Genomic DNA, 19,276 nt, shown 5'->3' with positions numbered 1-19,276 from the left:
TTCGCGACCCCTTCCGTGGTGTTGACGGGCCCTAGACGTCGAAGTCGACCGGCGCTTCCTGCGACGCCGGCCACCACTGCACGACCAGCAGCCGCGCGCCCCGGCTGGCCGGCACCAGCCGCCAGGCATGCGGCTCGCGCGCCCACCACAGGCCGCGGCCCTGCAGCTGGTAGCCGGCGTCGATGCGGTACTGGCCGTCCAGCGTCAGCAGCAGGCCGTGCTCCGCCGGCGGCAGGTCCAGCGGCTCGTCCGTCAGCACGCGCAGCTCGGCCCGGCCGTGCGCGCGCCGGCTCATCAGGTTGAAGTCCGTGGTGGTGCCGCCGATCAGGCTGCATTCCACCGGCGTGTCGCCGCTGAAATCGAAGGGCTGGTGCGGCGTGTCCAGCCAGTGCGAGAAGCCCTCACCCGTCAGCAGCACGCCGGCGCCTTCCAGCAGCAGGATGGTGCGGTCCACGCCCTCGAAGGCCGAGAAGGGCCCGGGCGCGTCGATGGTGGCCACGCTGGCGCGCCACCAGAAGTCCTCCAGCCCCGAGCCCGGCGGCCAGCACACGATCTCGCGCGTGGTGCCGCCGCCGTTCTTCCACGGGGTGGCCGGCAGGTCCTGGAGGGTGAAGCGTTCGAGGGTCATCGCGGTCGCCGCGCAGGGCGGAGCAGGCTCACAACCTAACAGAAAAGTCCCGGCGCATCACAGTTCCCCCGCGCCTCGCCCGACCATCGCCGGCTTGTGGCGGATACGGCCGCGCCGCCTCACCTATCCGGCGAGGATCTCGCGCAGCGCGGCCACGAGGCGCGCGTTGTCCTCCGCGGTGCCGATCGACGCGCGGATGAAGTGCTCGAAGCCCGGCTCCTTCCACGGCTTGACGATGATGCCGCGCGCGAGCAGCGCCTCGTTGACCGGCCCGTTGGGCCGCGCCAGGTCGATGAAAAGGAAATTCGCCGCCGACGGCGCGATGCGCAGGCCGGGCACGGCCAGGGCATGCAGCGCCTGCGCCATCGATTCGCGCTGCCGGACCGTCTCGGCCACCGCCCGCTCCATGAAGGGGACGTCGTCCCACGCGGCCAGCGCGGCAGCCTGCGCGGCCTCGTTGACGTTGAACGGCGTGCGCACGCGGTCGAGCCACTGCACCAGCGAGGCGTCCGACGCGATGCCGTAGCCGACGCGCAGCGCCGCGAGCCCCCACGCCTTCGAGAAGGTGCGCAGCACGATCCACGGCCGCGGCTGCCCGCGCAGCATCTGCAGCGCGTCGGGGAAGCCGCCCGCCAGGCGCGCGTACTCGTAGTAGGCCTCGTCGATCACCAGCAGCGTGCCGGCCGGCGTGGCTTCGAGCAGGCGCGCGAAGGCCTTCGCATCGAACATGCAGCCGACGGGGTTCGAGGGATTGGCGAGCATCGCGATCTTCGGGCCGCGGGCCAGCGCCTCGCACCAGGCATCGGGATCGAACGCCAGTGACGGCGTGAGCGCGAGCAGTTCGACCTGCGCACCCATCATGCGCGGATAGATCTCGTGCAGGCCGAAGGCGGGGCGCTGTGTCAGCACCCGGTCGCCCGGCGAGAGGAAGGCCTGGCAGAGCATCTGGAGGATCGATTCGGAGCCGTTGCCGATCACGATCTGCTCCGCGCGCGTGCCGGTGCGCCCGGCGATGGCCGCGCGCAGCGCGGTGCAGTTCGCATCCGGGTACGTGCCCACGCGCAGCGCCAGGTCCGCCAGCGCCTTCGCCACGGCAGGGCTGGCGCCGTAGGGGTTCTCGTTGCTCGCGAGGCGCGAGATGTGCTCGACGCCGTAGCGCTGCCGCACCGCTTCGGACGAGAGCCCTGCGTTGTACGGCGCAAGCGCGGGCACCTCGGGTCGCACGAGGTCGCGGATGACGGATGCGTTCATAGGTCGAAAACCTTGCCGGGATTGAGAAGACGAAGGGGATCGAGCGCCTGCCTGATGGCGCGCATGGCGGCCAGTTCGGCGGGCGAGCGGCTCGCGCCGAGGTACGGCTTCTTGTGCAGGCCGATGCCGTGCTCGGCCGAGATGCTGCCGCCGAACGCGGCCACCTGCGCATAGACGATGCGCTCGAGTTCGTCCGCCTCGCCGCCGATCGATTGCCCGTCGGTGGTGATGTGCAGGTTGCTGTCGCCCACGTGGCCGAAGAACAGCGAATGGTGCGCCGGCCAGCGCGCATCGAAGGCGGCGCGGCAGACCTGCGCAAAGCGGCCGATCTCACGCATCGGCAGGCTCACGTCGAGATTGATCGGCGGGTGCATGTGCACCGGCAGCTCCGCCGTCGCTTCGCGGATCTTCCAGAACGCCTGCGCCTGGGACTGCGATTGCGCGATGGTCGCATCGGCGGCGACGCCGTCCGCCATCGCGTTGCCCAGGACATCTTCGAGCGCGTCGCGCAGCGCAGCCTCGTCGCGGCCGACGACTTCGACCAGCGCGGCGAAGGGGTGCGCCGCCTCGAAAGGCTCGCGCAGCTTCTGCCACCGCAGCGAGGTCTCGACGAAGTCGCGCCACATCAGCTCGAAGGCGGCGACGGCGCCGGGAAAGTGCGCCTGGAGCCGCCCGAGCAGCGCCGGCGCCGCATCGAAATCGGGAAGCGCCACCCATGCGGCCGCCCGTGCCCGGGGTGCCGGATGCAGGCGCAGCACCGCGCGCGTGATCACGCCGAGCGTGCCTTCGGCGCCGATGAACAGCTGCTTGAGGTCGTAGCCCGTGTTGTTCTTGATCATGGGCCGAAGCATCGGCAGCACGCTGCCGTCGGCCAGCACGACTTCGAGGCCCAGCGTCTGCTCGCGCATCATCCCGAACTGCAGCACGCCGTTGCCGCCGGCATTGGTCGCGAGGTTGCCGCCGATCTGGCAGGACCCGCGCGCGCCGAGGTCGACGCCGAACTGCAGGCCGTGCGCGGTGGCGGCCTGCTGCACCGCCTCCAGCGTGGCGCCCGCCTGCACCGTGAGGGTGGCCGCGGCCGCGTCCAGCGATTCGACGGCGTTCATGCGGTCGAGCGACAGCGCGATCGCATCGGCGCCGGGCACGGCCGCGCCCGCGAGGCCGGTGAGGCCCCCCTGCGGCACCACCGGCACGCGATGCGCGCTGCACAGGCGAAGAACGGCCGAGACCTCTTCCGTCGAGCGCGGCCGCACCAGCGCGAGCGGCTGCACGGGCGCGGCGCCGCTCCAGTCGGTCCGGTGGCGCGCCGGGATCGCGTCGCCGGTCTGCACGCGGTCGGGACCGATCGCGCGGGCGATGGCGTCGATGACCTCCACGCGTCTCAGCCCTTGCGCGATTCGACGAACCGCAGCACCGCCTCGAGCATGCGCCGCAGGTGCGGCTGGACGCGCGCCGCGAGCGCCGGCAGGTAGTCGAAGGGCAGCGCTTCCTGCATGTAGCTGCACTGCGTCATCTCGAGCTGCACCGCGTGCACGCCCTGCGCGGGCTGGCCGTGGTGGCGCGTGATGTAGCCGCCGGTGAAGCGGCCGTTGAGCACGCTGGTGAATCCGTCCGCCTCCTTCGCGATGCCGAGCAGCGCCTGCGCGAGCGCGGGGTCGCAGCTCGCGCCCTGGGCGGTGCCGAGGTTCAGGTCGGGCAGCCTGCCTTCGAAGAAGCGCGGCAGCACCGAGCGGATCGAATGCGCGTCCCACAGCGCCGCCACGCCATGCTGCGCCTTCAGGCGCGCCAGCTCGTCGGCGAGCTGCCGGTGATAGGGCCGCCAGACCGTTTCGCGGCGCGCGGCGATCTCGGCGTCGTCGGGGCCGGCGCCGGCGCCGCCGGCATAGAGGGGCGTGTCGTCGAAGGTGTCGACCGGGCACAGGCCGGTGACGCTCTGCCCCGGGTACAGGCTCGCGCCGTCCGGCGGCCGGTTGAGGTCGATCACGTAGCGCGAGTGGGTCGCGACCAGCACCGAGGCACCCAGTTCGTCCGCGAAGTCGTAGAGGCGTTCGAGATGCCAGTCGGTGTCGGGCACCTGCCGCGCCTCGTCGGTCAGCCGTGCCGCGAGCTGCGGCGGCACATGGGTGCCGACGTGCGGCATCGAGATCAGCAGGGGCCGCGTGCCGCGACGGAAGCGGAAGGGCGGTTCGGTGGTGGTGAAGGGCATGGGATCAATCCTCGGCGAGAAGCCGGCTGCGCGCGGCGACGAAGGCGGCGGACGCCTCGTGGTGCAAGGGGTGGCGGGCGGCCGCCACGCGCGGCTGCCCCGCGGCGACCACCGCATCGAGCGCGGAGGTGCGATGGCTGGCGAACACATGCGACGACAGCATTGCCGGCGCGGCAAGCCCCTGCAGCGCGACGTGCGACGCATCGAGGACGACGAAGTCGGCTTGCTGGCCCATCGCCAGCCCGCCGACGGCGCGGCCCGCGGCCTGCGTGCCGCCCTGCACCGCCGCGAGCGTCAGCGCGGTCGCGACCTCGCGGTGGGCGGCGTCGGCGCCCACGTTGCGCCGGCGCGTGGCGAGACGCTGGCCGTACTCCAGCATCATCAGTTCCTCGGCCGCATTCACGCAGGCATGGCTGTCGGAGCCCAATCCCCAGCGGCCGTCCGCGGCGCGCCATGCATCGAAGTCGAAGATGCCGTCGCCGAGATTGGCCTCGGTGGTCGGGCACAGGCCCGCCACCGCGCCGCTGGCCGCCGCGCGCCGGTACTCGTCGGCATCCATGTGCGTGGCATGGACCAGGCACCAGCGTGCATCGACCGGCGCGTGGTCGAGCAGCCATGCGACGGGCCGCTGGCCGCTCCATGCGAGGCAGGCATCGACCTCGGCCGTCTGCTCGGCGATGTGGATGTGGACCGGCGCCGACGGATCGATCGCGTCGAGCCCCGCCAATGCGTCGCGCAGCGCATCCGGCGGCACCGCGCGCAGCGAATGCGGCGCAAGGCCCAGGCGCGCGCCCTGCGCCTCGCAGGCGGGGCGCAGGCGCTCCAGCAGCCTCAGCATCGATTCGGTCGACCGGATGAAGCGGCGCTGGCCTTCGCCCGGCGCGGCGCCGCCGAAGCCGCTGGTCTGGTAGAGCACCGGCAGCAGCGTCAGCCCGATGCCCGCGCGCCCGGCCGCGCGCAGCAGCGCCAGCGACAGCTCGGCGTCGCCGGCGTACGGCCTGCCGTCGGCATCGTGGTGCAGGTAGTGGAACTCGCAGACCGAGGTGTAGCCGGCTTCGAGCATTTCGACATAGAGCCAGGTCGCGATCGCTTCGAGCTGCCCGGGCGAGATCCTCGAAGCGAAGCGGTACATCAGCGTGCGCCAGCTCCAGAAGCTGTCCTGCGCCGCGCCGCGGAATTCGGTGAGCCCGCCGAAGGCGCGCTGGAAGGCGTGCGAATGCAGGTTCGGCATGCCGGGCAGCACCGGCCCCGCGGCACGCGGCGTGCCGCTTGCTGGTTGGCTGCCGGGCGTCACGGCCGTGAGCCGGCCGGCCGCATCCCATTCGATCAGGACGTCGCGCGCCCAGCCGGCGGGCAGCAGGGCATCCGAGGCGAACAGGCTGCCGGCCGACGGGGAGACGGGATCAGGCAATTGGCTTCTCCAGCGGCCCGGACGCGATGCGCCCTTGCCGGACGATGGTGCGCCGCGGCTGCTGGCCGAACCAGTAGGCCAGCTCGGCCGCGTCGCGCACGAGCCAGAGCACGAAGTCGGCGGGCCGGCCGACGCCGAGCGCGCCATGCGTGTCCTGCAGGCCCAGCGCGCGCGCCGCGTGGCGCGTGATGCCGGCCAGCGCTTCCGGCACGGTCAGCCGGAACAGCGTGCAGGCCATGTTGGCCATCAGCAGCAGGCTCAGCGCGGGCGAGGTGCCGGGGTTGTGGTCGGTAGAGACCGCCATCGGCACGCCGGCGGCGCGCAGTGCCTCGATGGGCGGCAGGTGCGTGTCGCGCAGCGTGTAGTAGGCGCCGGGCAGCAGCACGGCGACGGTGCCGGCCTCGCGCATCGCGGCGATGCCCTCGGCCGAGAGATGCTCGATGTGGTCGCACGACAGCGCGCCGTAGCGCGCCGCGAGCGCGGCGCCGCCCATGTCGGAGAGCTGTTCCGCGTGCAGCTTGACCGGCAGGCCCAGCGCCTGCGCGGCCTTGAACACGCGCTCCGTCTCCTCCAGCGAGAAGGCGATGCGCTCGCAGAACACGTCCACCGCATCGACGAGGCCTTCGGCAGCGAGCGCCGGCATCATCTCGCGGCACACGCGGTCGATGTAGTCGCCGCTGCGGCCCGCGTATTCGGGCGGCAGCGCGTGCGCGCCGAGGAAGCTGGTGCGCACCGTGACGCCGTAGTCCCTGCCGAGCCGGCGCGCGACGCGCAGCTGCTTGCGCTCGTGTTCGAGCGCGAGGCCGTAGCCGGACTTGATTTCGATGGCGCAGACGCCGTCGGCCAGAAGCTGTTCGAGGCGCGCGGCAGACTGCGCGTAGAGCGTGTCCTCGTCGGCGTCGCGCGTGGCGCGCACCGACGAGACGATGCCGCCGCCGGCCTGCGCGACCTCCTCGTAGGTGGCGCCCGCGAGGCGCATCGCGAACTCGTTGGCGCGCTGGCCGCCGTAGACCAGGTGCGTGTGGCAGTCGACCAGGCCCGGCGTGACGAGCGCGCCGCCGCCGTCGAAGCGCGGCAGGCCGGCGAAGGCGGCGGGCAGGCGGGCGCTTTCGCCGATCCAGCGGATCGCGCCTTCGGCGACGACCAGGGCGGCTTCGCCTGCGATGTCATCGCCATCCGCGAGCGCGCCCGGGGCCAGCCGCAGGCGGTCCCAGACGCCGTCGGCCGAGGGAAGCGGGGCCATGCGCATGGTGTGTGCCCGGATCGCCTACTTGACCATCGGCAGGTTCAGGCCCTGCTTCTTCGCCGTCGCGACCGCGATGTCGTAGCCGGCATCGGCATGGCGCATCACGCCGGTCGCCGGGTCGTTGAACAGCACGCGCTCGATGCGCCTGGCCGCCGCGTCGGTGCCGTCGCAGACGATCACCACGCCGGAGTGCTGCGAATAGCCCATGCCGACGCCGCCGCCGTGGTGCAGGCTGACCCAGGTGGCGCCGCCCGCGGTGTTGAGCAGCGCGTTGAGCAGCGGCCAGTCGCTCACCGCATCGGTGCCGTCCTTCATCGCCTCGGTCTCGCGGTTGGGGCTCGCCACCGAGCCGGTGTCGAGGTGGTCGCGGCCGATGACGATCGGGCCCTTGAGTTCGCCGCTCTTCACCATCTCGTTGAACGCCAGGCCCGCCTTGTGGCGCTCGCCCAGGCCCAGCCAGCAGATGCGCGCCGGCAGGCCCTGGAAGGCGATGCGCTCGCGCGCCATGTCCAGCCAGCGGTGCGTGTGCCTGTTCTCGGGGAACAGCTCCTTGATCTTGGCGTCGGTCTTGTAGATGTCTTCCGGATCGCCCGAGAGCGCCACCCAGCGGAACGGCCCCTTGCCTTCGCAGAACAACGGCCGGATGTAGGCCGGCACGAAGCCCGGGAAGTCGAAGGCGTTCTTCACGCCCTCGTCGAACGCGACCTGGCGGATGTTGTTGCCGTAGTCCACCGTCGGGATGCCCATGGCCTGGAAGTCGAGCATGGCCTGCACGTGCACCGCGCACGACCTGGCGGCGGCCTGCGTCAGGCGCGCGTGCTCGCCCGCGTCCTGCTGGGCGGCCTTCCATTGCGCCACGGTCCAGCCCATCGGCAGGTAGCCGTTGATGAGGTCGTGCGCCGAGGTCTGGTCCGTCACGAGGTCGGGCCTGATGCCGCCGGCCTTGGCGCGCCTGACGAGCTCGGGCAGGATCTCGGCCGCGTTGCCGAGCAGCGCGATGGAGACGGCTTCCTTCTTCGCGGTGTGGTGCTTGATGAGTTCGATCGCGTCGTCGATGTCCCTGGCCTGCTTGTCGACGTAGCGCGTGCGCAGGCGGAAGTCGATGCTCGACTGCTGGCACTCGATGTTGAGCGACACCGCGCCCGCAAGTGTGGCGGCCAGCGGCTGCGCGCCGCCCATGCCGCCGAGGCCGGCGGTGAGGATCCACCTGCCCGAGAGGTCGCCGCCGTAGTGCTGGCGCCCTGCCTCGACGAAGGTCTCGAAGGTGCCTTGCACGATGCCCTGGCTGCCGATGTAGATCCAGCTTCCTGCCGTCATCTGGCCGTACATGAAGAGGCCCTTGCGGTCGAGCTCGTTGAAGTGCTCCCAGTTGGCCCACTTCGGCACCAGGTTGGAGTTGGCGAGCAGCACGCGCGGCGCATCGGCGTGCGTCCTGAACACGCCCACCGGCTTGCCCGACTGGATCAGCAGCGTCTCGTCGTCGTTCAATTCCCTGAGCGTGGCGAGGATCTGGTCGAAGCAGGCCCAGTCGCGCGCGGCGCGGCCGATGCCGCCGTAGACCACCAGGCTCTGCGGGTTCTCCGCCACCTCGGGGTCGAGGTTGTTCTGCAGCATGCGCAGCGGCGCCTCGGTGAGCCAGCTCTTGCAGCTGAGCGTGCTGCCGCGCGGCGCGCGGATCACGCGGTCCGGGTCGTAGCGGGGATCGGCCTTGGCGGCGGCGAGCAGCTTGTCGGAAGCGTTCATGGCGGTGTCCTTTCGTGTGACGGAGCGGGTGCGTGGGATCAGGCGCGGCTGGGGAGCATCGAGCGCACGGCCTCGGGCCATTCGCTGCGGCGCGCCCAGGCGCGCATGGCTTCGATGGAGGGCGCGAGGAAGCGGTCCTGGTCGATGAAGGCGACGCGCTCGCGGATGGCGGCGAACTCGGTCTCGAGCAGCGCAGACGACTTCGGGCCGCGCTTGAGTTCGATGCCCTGCGCGGCGGCCATCGCCTCGATGCCGACCACCACGGCGGTGTTCTGCACCATGTCCGCGAGGCGGCGGCCGGCGAAGGTCGCCATCGAGACGTGGTCCTCCTGGTTGGCGGAGGTGGGCAGGCTGTCGACGCTGGCCGGATGCGCGAGCGACTTGTTCTCCGACGCGAGCGCCGCGGCCGTGACCTGCGCGATCATGAAGCCGGAGTTGACGCCGCCGTCGCGCACGAGGAAGGGCGGCAGGCCCGACAGGCCGCTGTCGAGCAGCAGCGCCATGCGGCGCTCGGAGATCGCGCCGATCTCGCTCACCGCCAGCGCGATGATGTCGGCCGCGAAGGCCACCGGCTCGGCGTGGAAGTTGCCGCCCGAGATCACGTCGCCGTTGTCGAACACCAGCGGGTTGTCCGACGCGGCATTGGCCTCGGTGCGCAGCACGCGCGCCGCATGCGCAAGGTTGTCGAGGCAGGCGCCCATCACCTGCGGCACGCAGCGGATGGAGTACGGGTCCTGCACGCGGCCGCAGTCGGCGTGCGAGTCCACGATCCGGCTGCCTTCGAGCAGCGCGCGCATGGCGGCGGCGACGGCGATCTGGCCGGGCTGGCCGCGCGCGGCATGGATGCGGGCGTCGAAGGGCTTGATCGAGCCCTGGATCGCCTCCAGCGAGAGGGCGCCGGCCATCAGAGCGGCGGCGAACACGTCCTCGGCGCCGAAGAGGCCCGCGAGCGCGAGCGCGGTCGACACCTGCGTGCCGTTGAGCAGCGCGAGCCCTTCCTTGGGGCCGAGCACGAAGGGCGCGAAGCCGATGCGCCCGAGCGCTTCGGCGCCGCCGATCACTTCGCCCTGCGGCGTGGTGACTTCGCCTTCGCCGATCAGCACGCAGGCCAGGTGCGCCAGCGGCGCGAGGTCGCCCGAGGCGCCGACCGAGCCCTTCGACGGGATGCGCGGCAGCAGGCCCGCATTGCCGAGCGCCAGCAGCGCATCGACGATCTCGGGCCGTACGCCCGAGTGGCCGCGCGCCAGGCTCACGGCCTTGGTCGCGAGCACCAGGCGCACCACGCCGGCGTCGAGCGGCTCGCCGGTGCCGGCGCTGTGCGACAGCACCAGGTTGCGCTGCAACTCGGCGAGGCGTTCGGCCGGGATGATGGTCTGCGCCAGCTTGCCGAAGCCGGTGTTGATGCCGTAGACCACGGCGCCGGCCTCGACGATCCGGCGGACCGTGGCCTGCGCGGCGGCGAGCCCTGCGCGCGCCGCGGGGTCGAGCGCGAGCTGGACGCCGCCGGCATGCACGCGGCGCAGCGTCGCGAGGTCGACGTCGCCCGGCATCAGCACGATGGGCGCGTGGGTGGAAAAAGCGTTGGCCATGAAGATCCTGTCTATACAAGTAGGGGCGTCAAGAGACGGCTGGCGGGCGTCGCGGGCGTCAGCCGATGCTGGGCTTGCCGTCGGCGCGGAACCGGCTGCCGAGCCGGTAGCGCGAGGCGGGGTGCAGGCAGCGCACCATCGTCACCGGCACGGTGCGCGTCCAGGTGCGGCGCGTGAGCAGCAGGCAGGGGTCGGTCGGCGGCATGTCGAGGCGTTCGGCCTGCTCGGCCGTCGGCAGCACGGCGTCGACCACATGCTCGATCTGGTCGAAGGGCACGTTGCGCACGAGGTATTCGCTGGGCGGGATGGTCGAGAAGTCCTGCTCCAGGAAGTCGGGCACCACGCGCGGGTTGACGTAGCGGTCTTCCAGTTGCACCGGCACGTCGTTCTCGAGGTGCAGGCACACGGTGTGGAAGGCCGATTCGCCCGGCCGCAGGTCGAGCCACGCCGCGACGTCGGGCGAGGCCGCGATGCGTTCGGCCACCAGAAATTCGCAGCGGTAGTCGTGGCCGCGCGCGCGGATCTCGCTGGCGATGTTGGCGATCTGCAGCAGGGTGGACTGCGGCTTGTCCTCGGCCACGAAGCTGCCGACGCCGGCCACGCGCACGATGCGGCCCTGCTCCACCAGATCGCGCAGCGCGCGATTGACCGTCATGCGCGCCACGCCGAACTGCGCGACCAACTCGCTTTCCGACGGCAGGCGGTGCCCCGCGACCCATGAGCCGTCCCGGATCTTGTGGGTGATGAACGCCTTGATCTGCTCGTAGAGCGCCATCGCAGGCATGGCCGAGTTCGCGGCAGGGGCCGTCGTGCGTGCCTCGGCGGTCTTGCGAAGGGGGGTGGCGCTCATGGTTCTTTCGGATGTGAAGAGGGGCTCAGTGCTCGGCGGCGGCCATGGATTCGGCGCGGATCTCTTCGGTGAGGCGGGCCTTGATGTCCATGAACTCGGGCGAGGTCTTGATCGTGTAGTGGCGCGGATGCGGGAAGTCCACCGGGATCTCGGCCTTGATGCGGCCCGGACGCGCGCTGAACACCGCCACGCGGTTGGCCATGAAGATGGCCTCGTCGATGTCGTGCGTCACGAACAGGACCGTCTTGCGCGCCGATTCCCAGATGCCGAGCAGCAGTTCCTGCATCAGCACGCGCGTCTGGTTGTCCAGGGCGCCGAAGGGTTCGTCGAGCAGCAGCATCTTGGGGTCGTTGGCGAGCGCCCGCGCGATCGCGGTGCGCTGCTGCATGCCGCCCGAGAGCTGCTTGGGGAAATGGTTCTCGAAGCCGCGCAGGCCCACCTTGGCGATGAAGAAGTCGCTGCGCTCCTTCTGCTCGGTCTCGGGCATGCCGCGCTCGCGCAGGCCGAAGCGGATGTTCTGCGCGACGGTGAGCCACGGGAAGAGCGTGTAGCTCTGGAACACCACGCCGCGGTCCGCGCCCGGCCCCTCGATGGGCTGGCCGTCGAGCAGCACGCGGCCCTCGGTCGGGTAGTCCAGGCCCGCGACGATGCGCAGCAGCGTGGATTTTCCGCAGCCCGAGGGGCCGAGGATGGTGACGAAGTCGTTCTCGCGCACTTCGAAATCGATCGGCAGCAGCGCCTGCGTCTTCTGGCCGCGCGCGCCGGTGAAGGTGCGCGAGACGCCGCGGATGGAAAGCTGGTTCATCAGATCGTGCTCCATGCGAACAGGCGGCGGTTGACGGCCTTGAAGGCGAAGTCGGAGACGAGCCCGATCACGCCGATGACGATGATCCCGAAGATGATCTGCCCGGTGTTCAGCAGTGCCTGGCTGTCGGTGATCATGTGGCCGATGCCCGAGGACGAGCCGATCAGCTCCGCGACGATCACGTAGGTCCAGGCCCAGCCGAGCACCAGCCGCAGCGTCTCGGCGATGCCCGGCGCGGCGCCTGGGATCAGCACGCGCATCACGATGCCGCTGCTCCTGGCGCCCAGCGTGCAGGCCGCCTCGACCAGGTCGCGGCGCGCGCTGCCGACGGTCACGGCGACCATCAGCGTGATCTGGAACACCGAGCCGATGAAGATCACCAGCAGCTTCTGCGCCTCGCCGATGCCGGCCCAGAGGATGAGCAGCGGGATGAAGGCCGACGCCGGCAGGTAGCGGCAGAACGAGACGAAGGGCTCGAAGAAGGCCTCGACGCCCTTCCAGGTGCCCATCGCGATGCCCAGCGGCACGGCGACGACCGCGGCGAGCACGAAGCCGCCGAAGACGCGCCACACCGTCATCCCGATGTCGTGCAGGAAGTTGAACTCGGTGAAGAGGCTGATGCCTTCCTTGACCATCGTGACCGGGCTGGCGAGGAAGGTCGGCGACACGAAGCCGCCGAGCGTGAAGAAGCCCCACACGACCACGAAGACCACGAAGAAGCCCAGGCCGAGCATCCAGCGCGCCTGTGCGCCGACGGGCTCCAGCGGAACGAAGGCGCGGCGCCGGCGGGGCGCCGCGGCAACAGCGGCGGGCCCGGCGGCGATCACCGGCTCGGATGAGTTCATGGCGGGCGTGGCGCTCATGGTGGTGCCGTTCATCACTTGATGAAGCTGGTGTCGAAGGTGGCGTTGAGGTCTTCGGGCACCTTGCGGATCACGCCGGCCTCGAGCAGGATCGCCTGCGCGTCCTTCATGAAAGGCACGAGGTCCTTCGCGAAGAACTGCTGGTTGGCGGCCTTGTCGGACCAGCGCAGGTAGGCCGCCGACTTCGCGAACTGCTCGCCCGACTGCTTCACGGCCGTGCCCATGATCTCGTGGGACTTGGCGGGGTCGGCCTTGATCATTTCCACCGCCTCGAAGTACGAGTCGGCCAGCGCCTTCGCCGCCTTCGGATTGGCCTTGAGCCACTTCGGCGCGCAGCCGACGGTGTCCATCACCATCGGGTAGTCCAGCGTGGTCGCGAGGATCTTGCCGGCGGCCGGGTTGGCGCGCACGGTCGACAGATACGGCTCGTAGGTCATGGCGGCGTCGTTCTGGCCCGAGACGAAGGCCTGCGCGGCGGGCTGCGGCTCGAGCGAGACCAGCTTCACGTCCTTCATGCTCATGCCGTTCTTGTTGAGCATCCACGCGAGGCCGAAGTACGGCGCGGTGCCGGGCGCGCTCACGCCGATCGCCTTGCCCTTGAGGTCGGCGAAGCTCTTCACGTCGTTGCGCACGGCGAGGCCAGCGCGAGGTGGCGGTCCTTCTGCGGAATCATGCGCAGTTCGACGTCGAGGCCGTTCTTCTTGAAGATGCCCGCCTTGTCCGCGAGCGTGAGCGGCGCGAAGCCGGTCCAGCCCGACATGCCGAGGGCGATCTTGGTTTCCTGCGCATTGGCACTCGCCGCCATGCCTGCGGCCCATGCAACTGCTGCGATCAGCGAAGCGATTTTTCCCACCGACTTGACCATCAAGGTTCTCCTGTTGCGTTTCAAAGGGGTTCGGCCGGCTGGACGCCGAAGGACCGGATTCCAGCAACGCGCCGAGTTTTAGTCGCCGCCGTGAACCTGTATATACAGGTTAACCCGAGAAGACAGACTGAATCAAGAGACCGGCTTGCCCCGCCCTGGTGCGAGAAAGCGGTTCCGTGCACCGAAAGCTGTCTAGACAAGGGTGCCTGGCGACGATCGGCGATGAAAGCGAGATCCGTGCCTCCGCTTCGTTCACGCTGCCGGGGAGACCGCGCCGCGACCGCTTCGGAGACAATGGCGGCCCGCGTGCTGGGGAGGTGCGCGGGCCGTTCACGCCGCCACAAAAAGCACCGAAGCCTTGTCAGCCCAGCCGTCCGAAACCCTTGCCGCCACGCCGGAGCAGATCCTCCAGGACGTCTTCGGCTATGCGCAGTTCCGCGGCGCGCAGCGGGACATCGTGCATCACGTCACCGCCGGCGGCGACGCGCTGGTGCTGATGCCCACCGGCGGCGGCAAGTCGCTGTGCTACCAGATTCCCGCGATCGCGAGGCATCGGGCGGGCAGGGGCGTGACGGTGGTGGTCTCGCCGCTGATCGCGCTGATGCACGACCAGGTCGGCGCGCTGCACGAGGCGGGCGTCGATGCCGCCTTCCTCAACTCCACGCTCGACTGGCGCGAGACGCAGGAGATCGAGGGCCGCCTGGCGCGCGCCGATATCACGCTGCTGTACGCCGCGCCCGAGCGGGTGACCACGCCGCGCTTTCTCGAACTGCTCGACGGCCTGGCCGCGCGCGGGCAGCTCGCGCTGTTCGCCATCGACGAGGCGCACTGCGTGAGCCAGTGGGGCCACGACTTCCGCCCCGAGTACCGCCAGCTCGCGCTGCTGCACGAGCGCTACCCGCAGGTGCCGCGCATCGCGCTCACGGCCACCGCCGATGCGCTGACGCGCGCCGACATCGTCGAGCGGCTGCAGCTGCAGGAGGCCGGGCAGTTCGTCAGCAGCTTCGACCGGCCCAACATCCGCTACGGCATCGTCGAGAAGAAGGACGCCACCACGCAGTTGCTGCGCTTCATCGAGCGCGAGCACGCGGGCGAGGCCGGCGTCGTCTACTGTCAGTCGCGCAAGCGGGTGGAGGAAGTGGCGCAGGCATTGGTGGAGGCCGGCATCGACGCGCTGCCCTACCACGCCGGCCTGGACGCCGCCGTGCGCCAGCGCCACCAGGACCGCTTCCTGCGCGAGGAGGCCGTCGTGATGGTGGCGACCATCGCCTTCGGCATGGGCATCGACAAGCCCGACGTGCGCTTCGTCGCCCACCTGGACATGCCCAAGAACATCGAGGGCTACTACCAGGAGACCGGCCGCGCCGGCCGCGACGGCCTGCCCGCCGAGGCGTGGATGGCCTACGGCCTGCAGGACGTGGTGAACCAGCGCCGCATGATCGACGAGAGCCCCGGGCCCGAGGAGTTCAAGCAGGTCATGCGCGGCAAGCTCGACGCGCTGCTGGCGCTGGCCGAGGCCACCGACTGCCGGCGCGTGCGGCTGCTGCGCTATTTCGGCGAAGAGAGCCAGCCCTGCGGCAACTGCGACAACTGCCTGATGCCGCCGGCGGTGTGGGACGGCACGGACGCGGCGCGCAAGCTGCTGTCCACCGTCTACCGCGTGCAGCAGCAAAGCGGCATCAGCTTCGGCGCCGGGCACATCATGGACATCCTGCGCGGCAAGGCCACGGAGAAGGTCAAGCAGTTCGGCCACGAGCGCGTCAGCACCTTCGGCCTCGGCGCCGAGTTCAGCGAGCCGCAACTGCGCGGCGTGCTGCGCCAGCTCATCGCCATCGGCGCCATCGCGGTGAACGCGGAGAAGTTCAACACCCTGCAGCTCACCGACGGCTCGCGCGCCGTGCTCAAGGGCGAGGTGCCGGTGCGCCTGCGCGAATCCATCTCGGCGCCCACGCCCTCCACCCGCAGCCGGCGCAGCCGCGGCGAGGGCAAGGCGCCTGCGGTGGCCGCCGCCGCGGCGCCGCTGGACGCCGCCGGCCAGGCCCGCTTCGCCGCGCTGAAGACCTGGCGCGCCGAGGTCGCCAAGGCGAACAACCTGCCGGCCTACGTCATCTTCCACGACGCCACGCTCGCCGCCATCGCGCAGCGCGCGCCGGCTTCGCTGGGCGACCTGCAGGGCATCAGCGGCATCGGCGCCAGCAAGCTGGAGAAGTACGGCGCGCAGGTGCTGGAGGTGTGCGCCCAAAATGGCCTAAATGGGTAAAATAACCTCGTTCTTTCCCACAGGAGTGCTCTCGTGGCCCATGCACTGCGACAACTGGACAGCCGATTCGCGCAACTGACCCGGACCCCGGCGTCCGACGTGAAAAAGCTCGGCTGGCGCGGCGTGATGCGCACCGTCGGCCGCGAAGGCAGGGTCCTGGTCACCAACCACGACCAGCCCGAGGCCGTGATCCTGTCCACCGACGAATACCAGCGCCTGATGCAGGCCGCGCAGGCGGCCCAGGCGCAGCCGGACGATGCGCTCGACACCCTGCGTCGCCGCTTCGACGAGCGCCTGGCGGCACTGGTGGCCGCCGACGCGGGCGAGCGCCTGCGCGACGTGTTCGGACAGCCCGCCGCGCTGAACGGACAGGTGCGGGCCGGCGACACCCACTGAGCCGTTGAGCGGCCGTCCCGTCATCTACGTGCTGGCCGGCGTCAACGGCGCCGGCAAGAGCTCGATCGGCGGCCACCTGCTCACGCGCGCCGGCCTGGCGTGGTTCAACCCTGACAGCTTCGCCCGCGAACTGCGCGCCCTCACCCCCATGGATCCGACGGCGGCCAATGCCGCCGCCTGGCAGGAAGGCATGCGGCGGCTGGACGAGGCCGTTGCGCAGGGCCGCAGCCACGCCTTCGAAACCACCCTGGCCGGCCACAGCGTGCCGGCGCGGCTGCTCGCCGCCTCGCGCACGCACGACATCCTGGTGTGGTTCTGCGGCCTGGCCTCGCCCGAACTGCACATCGCGCGCGTCCGGGCCCGCGTGGCCCGGGGCGGCCACGACATCCCCGAGGCCAAGATCCGCGAGCGCTGGCCCGCCGCGGTGGCCAACCTGATCGCCCTGCTGCCGCACCTGGCCCGGGCGCAGCTCTACGACAACAGCATCACCGTGGCGCCGGGCCAGCCCGTGCCCGACCCGCTGCGCGTGGCCGTGATCGAGCGCGGGCGGCTGGCCTGGCCGGCGATGGACGACGTCGCCGCCCTGCAGCGCGTGCCCGACTGGGCCAAGCCGGTGGTGGCGATGGCAGGCATGGCGGCCCCGGACGCGCATACGCCCGGTATCGGTCATCCGTAAACGGCATCGCGGACACCACATCAAGCGGCCGCGGAGCAGGCCATGCCAGTGCACCCGCGGGACCGGCTTGTGGCCGGACCGCTGGGTGCGCCCCTTGAGGGGGATGGGGCTTCCACACGCAGTGAGGAAGCCCAAACGGGGTGGTTCAGTTCAATGCACGAAGCCCATGCCGCGCGCCTCGCGCACCTCGGGCTTGATGCGGTGCTCCGATTCGAGTTGCTCGATGAACTCGTCGGCCGAGAAGTCCGCCGCCAGGATGTCGGCCTGCCGCTTCACCGCCGCGAAGTCGCCGGGCGCGAGCTGGTCCAGCCGCGCCAGCCGCGCGCGCAGCGCCGGCGTGAGGGCAGTCGCGTCGCCGCCCAGCGCCTCGGTGACGAACATGCGCTCGCGCTGTTCGGCCGTGAGCGGCATGAACCTGATCTTGAAGGTGAAGCGGCGCAGCGCGGCCTGGTCCAGCCGTTCCATCAGGTTGGTGGTGCAGACGAACACGCCGCGGTAGCGCTCCATGCCCTGCAGCATCTCGTTGACCTCGGTGACCTCGTAGGTGCGCTGCGCGCCGCGCCGGTCCTGCAGGAAGGAGTCGGCCTCGTCCAGCAGCAGCACGGCCTGCTCGGCCTCGGCCTCGCGGAACATCGCGGCCATCGCCTGCTCGGTCTCGCCGACGTACTTGCTCATCAGGTCGCTGGCCTGCTTGATGATCAGCGGCCGGCCGATGGCGCGCGCGATGTGCTCGGCCAGCGCCGTCTTGCCGGTGCCGGGCGCGCCGTAGAAGCACAGCGTGCCGTGGCCGCGCGCCTTCAGCGCCTCGACGATGCGCGGGATCGGGAAGCGCGTCTCGACGTGCAGCATGTCCAGGTCCCAGGTCGTGACCTGCAGCCGCTCGCCGCGCGTGCGGCCGGCCGTGTTGCCCAGCGCCAGGTCGGCGTTGCGCAGCTGGCGCTCGATCAGCGACTCGGCCGAGGCGCCCTCGCCGCCGGCCAGCCCGGCGAAGCGCACCGCGGTGCGGATCTGCGCCGGCGTCAGGCCCTTGCGCTCGGCCAGTTGCGCGGCGAAGGCCTCCGTGACGGGCACGCCTTCCAGCGCCTTGCGCACGATCTGCTCGCGCGCGCCGGGCGGCGGCGACTTCAGCTCCAGGTGGTAGGCGAAGCGACGGCGGAAGGCCGGGTCGATCTGCTCGATGCGGTTGGTCACCCACAGCGTGGGGACCGGGTTGGATTCGAGGATCTGGTTGACCCAGGCCTTGCCGCTCACGCTGCCCGACATGCCGCCCGAGGGCGCCGCGATCTGCTCGGCGCGCGCCATGAACTGCGCCGCCTCGGTGCTGATCGGCGGGAACACGTCCTCCACCTCGTCGAACAGCAGCGCCGCCTGCGCGCTGCCCTTGAGGAAGACCTGCGCGATCTGCAGCGAGCGGTAGCGGTCGCGCCCCGACAGCGAGTTGCCGTCGCGGTCGGCGTACTCCACCTCGTACAGCTCCAGCCCGGCGGCCTGCGCCACCACCTTGGCCAGCTCGGTCTTGCCGGTGCCGGGCGGGCCGTAGAGCAGCACGTTCACGCCCGGCTCCTTGCGCGCCACGGCGGCGCGCAGCAGCGTCACCAGCATCTGCGCATCGTCGGCGACGAAGGCGAAGTCCTGCTCGGTCAGCGCGCTCTTGCTCGACGGCCGCGTGAACACCGCCATCAGCTCGCTCTCGTCGCGGTACTCGCGCATCAGCACCGGCGGCAGCTTCTCGCTGACCTTCATCAGGTCGGCCAGGTCGGTGATGTTGTGCTCGGAGATCAGGTTCTCGACCAGCCCGATGCGCTCCAGCCGCGAGCCGGCGCGCAGCGCCTCGCCCACCTCGCTGGCGCTCACGCCCGCCACCTCGGCGATGGCGGCGTACGCCTCGGGTGCGTTGTTGACCTTGAACTCCACCAGCAGCGAGCGCAGGTCGCGCTGGTAGCGCGCCAGCGTGCCGTACAGCAGCAGTGCGCGCTCGGCCTTGTTCAGTTGCAGCAGGCCCGCCAGCGCGTCGATGTTCTTCTCGACCAGCGTGCTCTGCTTGCGCAGCATCTGCGTCAGCCAGTCGCGCGTGACCGAGAGCACCAGCAGCAGGTCCTTGGGCTGGTCCTTCGCGTACTCGTCCAGGTAGAAGAAGATCGTGCCTTCCTCGTAGGGCCCGCGCCACACGCCGTGGCGCTCCAGCAGTGTGCGGTTGTCCAGCGACTCGACGCCCTTCCACACCTCGTTGCCGGCACAGCGGCGCACCAGGAACTCGCGCAGCCGTTCCAGCACCGAGCCCGGCCAGACCATGTGGCGTCCGGTGAGCGAGAGCAGGCCGTTCAGGTCGCGCCGCACGTTGAACTTGGGGCCCTGCTTGGCCGCCAGCGTCAGCACGAAGTGCGAGCACATCAGTTCCAGCACGGGCGCCTCGCGCAGACCGGGCGAGGGCAGGGCCTGCCCGCGGGACAGTGCGCTGAGACCATCGACACCGGAACGTTTGCCCAT

At 70.9% G+C, this 19,276-nt stretch carries 15 protein-coding genes and 1 pseudogene; 3 read left to right on the top strand and 13 right to left on the bottom strand.

Annotated elements, in window-relative coordinates; all coding sequences use genetic code 11:
• Nucleotides 1-31: 31 nt before the first annotated feature.
• The 12 genes and pseudogenes from Q392_RS29365 to Q392_RS29310 form a co-directional block, all read right to left on the bottom strand.
• Complete coding sequence (locus Q392_RS29365) at nt 32-628, bottom strand: HutD/Ves family protein (RefSeq protein WP_038217700.1); 597 nt, start codon at nt 626-628, stop codon at nt 32-34.
• 123 nt (nt 629-751) lie between these two features.
• A complete protein-coding gene (locus Q392_RS29360; protein WP_038217697.1) occupies nt 752-1,879 on the bottom strand; it encodes a histidinol-phosphate transaminase in 1,128 nt (375 codons plus the stop codon).
• Complete coding sequence (locus Q392_RS29355) at nt 1,876-3,264, bottom strand: FAD-binding oxidoreductase (RefSeq protein ID WP_038218087.1); 1,389 nt, start codon at nt 3,262-3,264, stop codon at nt 1,876-1,878. The genes Q392_RS29360 and Q392_RS29355 overlap by 4 nt, the downstream gene beginning before the upstream one ends.
• Nucleotides 3,261-4,085, bottom strand: a complete 825-nt coding sequence (gene hutG, locus Q392_RS29350) for an N-formylglutamate deformylase (RefSeq protein WP_038217683.1) — start codon at nt 4,083-4,085, stop codon at nt 3,261-3,263. Before hutG ends, Q392_RS29355 begins: the two co-directional genes overlap by 4 nt.
• Nucleotides 4,086-4,089: 4 nt before the next feature.
• On the bottom strand, nt 4,090-5,496 hold the full coding sequence (locus Q392_RS29345; RefSeq protein ID WP_038217681.1) for a formimidoylglutamate deiminase: 1,407 nt from the start codon (nt 5,494-5,496) through the stop codon (nt 4,090-4,092).
• Nucleotides 5,489-6,745 (bottom strand): imidazolonepropionase, encoded by a 1,257-nt coding sequence (gene hutI, locus Q392_RS29340; RefSeq protein WP_051954083.1) that lies wholly within the window; start codon nt 6,743-6,745, stop codon nt 5,489-5,491. Before hutI ends, Q392_RS29345 begins: the two co-directional genes overlap by 8 nt.
• 18 nt (nt 6,746-6,763) lie before the next feature.
• On the bottom strand, nt 6,764-8,485 hold the full coding sequence (gene hutU, locus Q392_RS29335) for a urocanate hydratase (protein WP_038217676.1): 1,722 nt from the start codon (nt 8,483-8,485) through the stop codon (nt 6,764-6,766).
• A 38-nt stretch (nt 8,486-8,523) separates the two neighbouring features.
• The gene (gene hutH / locus Q392_RS29330; RefSeq protein WP_038217673.1) at nt 8,524-10,074 is read right to left on the bottom strand and encodes a histidine ammonia-lyase; all 1,551 of its coding nucleotides are present in this window, start codon (nt 10,072-10,074) and stop codon (nt 8,524-8,526) included.
• 58 nt (nt 10,075-10,132) lie between these two features.
• Nucleotides 10,133-10,858: a histidine utilization transcriptional repressor HutC gene (gene hutC / locus Q392_RS29325; protein ID WP_038218085.1), complete on the bottom strand. Its 726-nt coding sequence runs from the start codon at nt 10,856-10,858 to the stop codon at nt 10,133-10,135.
• A gap of 91 nt (nt 10,859-10,949) precedes the next feature.
• Nucleotides 10,950-11,729, bottom strand: a complete 780-nt coding sequence (locus Q392_RS29320) for an ABC transporter ATP-binding protein (protein ID WP_038217670.1) — start codon at nt 11,727-11,729, stop codon at nt 10,950-10,952.
• Nucleotides 11,729-12,592 carry an ABC transporter permease gene (locus Q392_RS29315; protein ID WP_038218077.1) on the bottom strand — a complete coding sequence of 288 codons (864 nt, stop codon included), beginning with the start codon at nt 12,590-12,592 and terminating at the stop codon, nt 11,729-11,731. Before Q392_RS29315 ends, Q392_RS29320 begins: the two co-directional genes overlap by 1 nt.
• A 14-nt stretch (nt 12,593-12,606) precedes the next feature.
• Nucleotides 12,607-13,457, bottom strand: a pseudogene (locus Q392_RS29310) (ABC transporter substrate-binding protein).
• 358 nt (nt 13,458-13,815) lie between these two features.
• Between Q392_RS29310 and recQ the strand changes: the two are divergent.
• From recQ to Q392_RS29295, 3 genes are read left to right on the top strand one after another with little or no spacing between them, the layout of a single operon-like run.
• Nucleotides 13,816-15,717, top strand: a complete 1,902-nt coding sequence (recQ, locus tag Q392_RS29305; RefSeq protein WP_169748371.1) for a DNA helicase RecQ — start codon at nt 13,816-13,818, stop codon at nt 15,715-15,717.
• Nucleotides 15,718-15,750: 33 nt separating this feature from the next.
• Nucleotides 15,751-16,113, top strand: coding sequence for a type II toxin-antitoxin system Phd/YefM family antitoxin (locus tag Q392_RS29300; RefSeq protein ID WP_051954082.1), 363 nt, complete (start codon nt 15,751-15,753; stop codon nt 16,111-16,113).
• Nucleotides 16,114-16,117: 4 nt separating this feature from the next.
• Nucleotides 16,118-16,789, top strand: a complete 672-nt coding sequence (locus Q392_RS29295) for an ATPase (protein WP_038217667.1) — start codon at nt 16,118-16,120, stop codon at nt 16,787-16,789.
• Nucleotides 16,790-16,939: 150 nt separating this feature from the next.
• Here the strand turns inward: Q392_RS29295 and Q392_RS29290 are convergent, their stop codons facing one another.
• Nucleotides 16,940-19,276: an ATP-binding protein gene (locus tag Q392_RS29290; protein ID WP_038217664.1), complete on the bottom strand. Its 2,337-nt coding sequence runs from the start codon at nt 19,274-19,276 to the stop codon at nt 16,940-16,942.

The organism is Xenophilus azovorans DSM 13620, from assembly GCF_000745855.1.
Taxonomy (GTDB): domain Bacteria; phylum Pseudomonadota; class Gammaproteobacteria; order Burkholderiales; family Burkholderiaceae_C; genus Xenophilus; species Xenophilus azovorans.
The sequence above is the reverse complement of the archived record's forward strand: the minus strand, read 5'-3'. Positions and strand labels throughout refer to the sequence as shown.